The sequence below is a fragment of the uncultured Aquincola sp. genome (assembly GCF_964001545.1).
Classification (GTDB): domain Bacteria; phylum Pseudomonadota; class Gammaproteobacteria; order Burkholderiales; family Burkholderiaceae_C; genus Aquincola.
Genome location: NZ_CAXFDV010000525.1, coordinates 1 through 2,976 on the forward strand (window position 1 = coordinate 1; position 2,976 = coordinate 2,976).

Below are 2,976 nucleotides of genomic sequence, written 5' to 3' on the forward strand. Positions count from 1 at the left end.
CGGCATTGAAGGCATTGGCGCCGGCGGTGGACTTGTCCACCCAGGCATCGCCCAGCACCGCGCGGCGGTTCTTCAGGCCGCGGTCGAAATCATCCTGGCGAGAGCTCATGCTTGTTCCTGTGGGCTGTGATCGTGGGTCATGGATTCGGGCACCTCGAAGGGCCTGGCGGCTGCCAGTTGCGCAGCCAGCGGCCGGTAGCGGGCCAGCTGCTCACGGGCGCGTGCGGCGCCGTGGCGGGCGGCATGGTCGGCATCAAACAGGCGGTGGATGTCTTCGGGCGGCACCGCGGCCTTGAGCCGCGGATCGTCGGACACCGCCTGCTGCACCAGCTCGCGCAGGTGGCGGTGTTCGCTCATCACCCGCTTGGACAGGTCTTCCAGCAACCGCTGTGCCTCCGGCTTGCCGATGGCGCCGGCCAGCCGGGTGCTGCAGGCCTCGGCACTCACCAGGCCTTGCAGCGCCTCGATGTGCTCGCGCATGCGCTGCGGGTTCACCTGCAAACCGGCGGCAGCTTCGGCCAGCGCATGCACCGCGCCGTGGGCGCTGATGAAGAGGCCCGCCCATTCGGCCAGCTCGGATTGCCAGTTGCCCAGGCCACGTTCATGTTCCTGCGCCATGTCGGCCAGCAGCGCGGCCACGCGGTGCGGCGTGCGCTGCGCGGCGGCCAGTGCCACCATGCTGGCCACCGGGTTGCGCTTGTGCGGCAACGCGGTGCTGCCGCCGCGGCCGGCGCCAGTGGGCTCGTTCAGCTCACCGATCTCGCCCTGGCTCATCAAGGCCAGGTCGCGCGCGAACTTGCCCAGCGCGCCCACCAGCACGCCCACCTCGCAGCCCAGGGCCACCCAGTCGTCGCGCTGGGTGTGCCAGGCGCCCTGCCAGGCCGGCAGGCCCAGCTGCTGCGACATGTGCTGGGCCACCGCAGGCCCTTGCTCGCCCAGCGTGGCCAGCGTGCCCACCGCGCCGCCGAACTGCAGCTGCAGCGCCCGCGCCGCGGCCGCATGCAGCCGCTGCTGGCAGCGCACCAGCGGGCCCACCCAGCCCATCACCTTGAAGCCGAAGCTCACCACCGAGGCCGGCTGCATCAACGTGCGGCCCATGATGGGCGTGGCCACGTGCTGCTCGGCCAGCGCCAGCAGCGCGGCATTGAGCGCGCTCAGGTCGTCGTCGATCAAGGCCAGCGCGCGGCGGGTGAGCAGCACCATCGCGGTGTCGATCACGTCCTGGCTGGTGCCGCCCCAGTGCACCACCTGGGCGGCCTGGGCATCGAACAGGGCCACCGTCTCGGTCAGGCGCTTGACCATCGGGATGGCCAGGCTGCCGGCGCGGCCGCTGGCGGCCACCAGGGCCGGCACGTCGTACAGCTCGGCCCGGCACACGCCGGCAATGGCGGTGGCGGCTTCCGGGCTGATCAGGCCCACCGCGGCCTCGGCCCGGGCCAGCGCGGCCTCGAAGTCCATCATCGCCTGCATCACCGACTGCTCGCCGAACACGGCCAGCATTTGCGGTGTGGACAAGAAACCTTCGAACGCGGAACCCGACATGCCTGCTGCTCCTGGCGCCGCCCCTGCGGCCCGGCCAGCGATGCTAGCGGGCCGCCTGGATGCCGCGTGCGCTTAGCGCACGTGGCGCGGTGGCGCTCAAGCCGTGGCCGTACGGCGCGCTCGACGCGCGATCAGCCGCGTCATGTTGCCCAGCGACACCTGGTGCGCATGGATCAGCCCCAGCAGGCCGCTGCGATACAGCTCCAGCACCTTGTCGTCGGGCAGCGCGGCGAACTTGGCTTCGTCGACGGCCAGGAAGCCGTCCACCGTCAGCTTGTTGCCATCGGGCAGCGTGGCATCGAAGCGCATGTCGCGCAGCAGCTCCATCTCCACCAGCTTCTGGCCCACCAGGCGGGTGCGCTGCACTTCCAGCTCCAGCTTTTCCAGGAACTGCTGCATGTCCTTCAAGTACTGCGTGGGCGCGCCCTGCTCGTCGAACAGCGGCGTGCCCTCGGTCTCGGAAAAGCCGGTCCACTCGCGCGCCACGCACACCGCGTAGTTGTCGGTGCCGATGGGCGCCATCGCGAAGGGGTAGGCGCGCAGCACCGCGGGCACGTAGTCGGCGCCCCAGCGGGTGCCTTCGGCAAACAGGTTCTCGTCGGGCGACAGGCCGAACACCGCCACCGGCGCGATGTCGGGCTTCTGCGTCTGCGGGTCGGTGCCGGCACGCACGAAGACGATGGGGTACTCCTTGCACGCGTCGGAGAACTCCACCGCGGTGAGGAACATGGAGTTCAGCCCGTTGGTGTGCGACACGTCGGCAAAGTCTTGCCGCACACGCAGCGTACGGTGCTGGTCACGGTCCAGCGCCACGGGGTTCTTGTGCAGGGAAGGATGGATCATGCGTCGGTCTCGGTTTCGTTCGGGGGCAGGCGGCTGACCAGCACCTTGTCCACGCGCTTGCCGTCCAGGTCGACGACCTCGAACAGCCAGCCGCCCCATTCCACCTTGTCGGCGGTGCGCGGCAGCCGGCCCAGCAGCAGCATGATCATGCCAGCCAGGGTGTTGTAGCGGCCCCGGTCTTCCTCGGGCAGCTCTTTCAGGTGCAGGCGGTCCTTCAGCTCGGGCACGGGAATCAGCCCGTCGAGCAGCCAGCTGCCGTCGTCGCGCGGCACGGCCCAGGCGTCTTCGTCGGTGGGCGCGCCGAATTCGCCGGTGATGGCTTCCAGCACGTCGCGCACGGTGATCACGCCCTGCACTTCGCCGTATTCATCGACCACGAACACCAGCTCGGCGCCCGAGGCGCGGAAGTGCTCCAGCAGCTCCATGCCCGACAAGGTTTCGGGCACGAAGACGGGCGGCGTCAGGTGCTCGGTCAACGAGGCGTCCTGGCCGCGCGCCAGCGCCGGCAGCAGGCTTTGCGCCGACACCACGCCGATCACGTCCTGCATGCCGCCACGACACACCGGGTAGCGGGTGTGGCCGCCTTCGGCC

General features: G+C 70.2%; 3 protein-coding genes. All 3 read right to left on the bottom strand.

The features are described 5' to 3' along the window. Nucleotides 1–105 precede the first annotated feature (105 nt). On the bottom strand, nucleotides 106–1,542 hold the full coding sequence (locus tag ABNT58_RS18040; protein ID WP_348754827.1) for a lyase family protein: 1,437 nt from the start codon (nucleotides 1,540–1,542) through the stop codon (nucleotides 106–108). Between the two features lie 96 nt (nucleotides 1,543–1,638). Next, nucleotides 1,639–2,385 (bottom strand): SapC family protein, encoded by a 747-nt coding sequence (locus ABNT58_RS18045; protein ID WP_348754828.1) that lies wholly within the window; start codon nucleotides 2,383–2,385, stop codon nucleotides 1,639–1,641. Beyond that, the coding region (locus ABNT58_RS18050) for a transporter associated domain-containing protein (RefSeq protein WP_348754829.1) at nucleotides 2,382–2,976 on the bottom strand (595 nt) is incomplete at its 5' end. The genes ABNT58_RS18050 and ABNT58_RS18045, both read right to left, overlap by 4 nt.

Bases quoted from the DNA above. Each gene is read 5' to 3' on its own strand.
- ABNT58_RS18045 (WP_348754828.1), bottom strand. From the start codon at position 2,385: ATGATCCATCCTTCCCTGCACAAGAACCCCGTGGCGCTGGACCGTGAC.
- ABNT58_RS18040 (WP_348754827.1), bottom strand. From the start codon at position 1,542: ATGTCGGGTTCCGCGTTCGAAGGTTTCTTGTCCACACCGCAAATGCTG.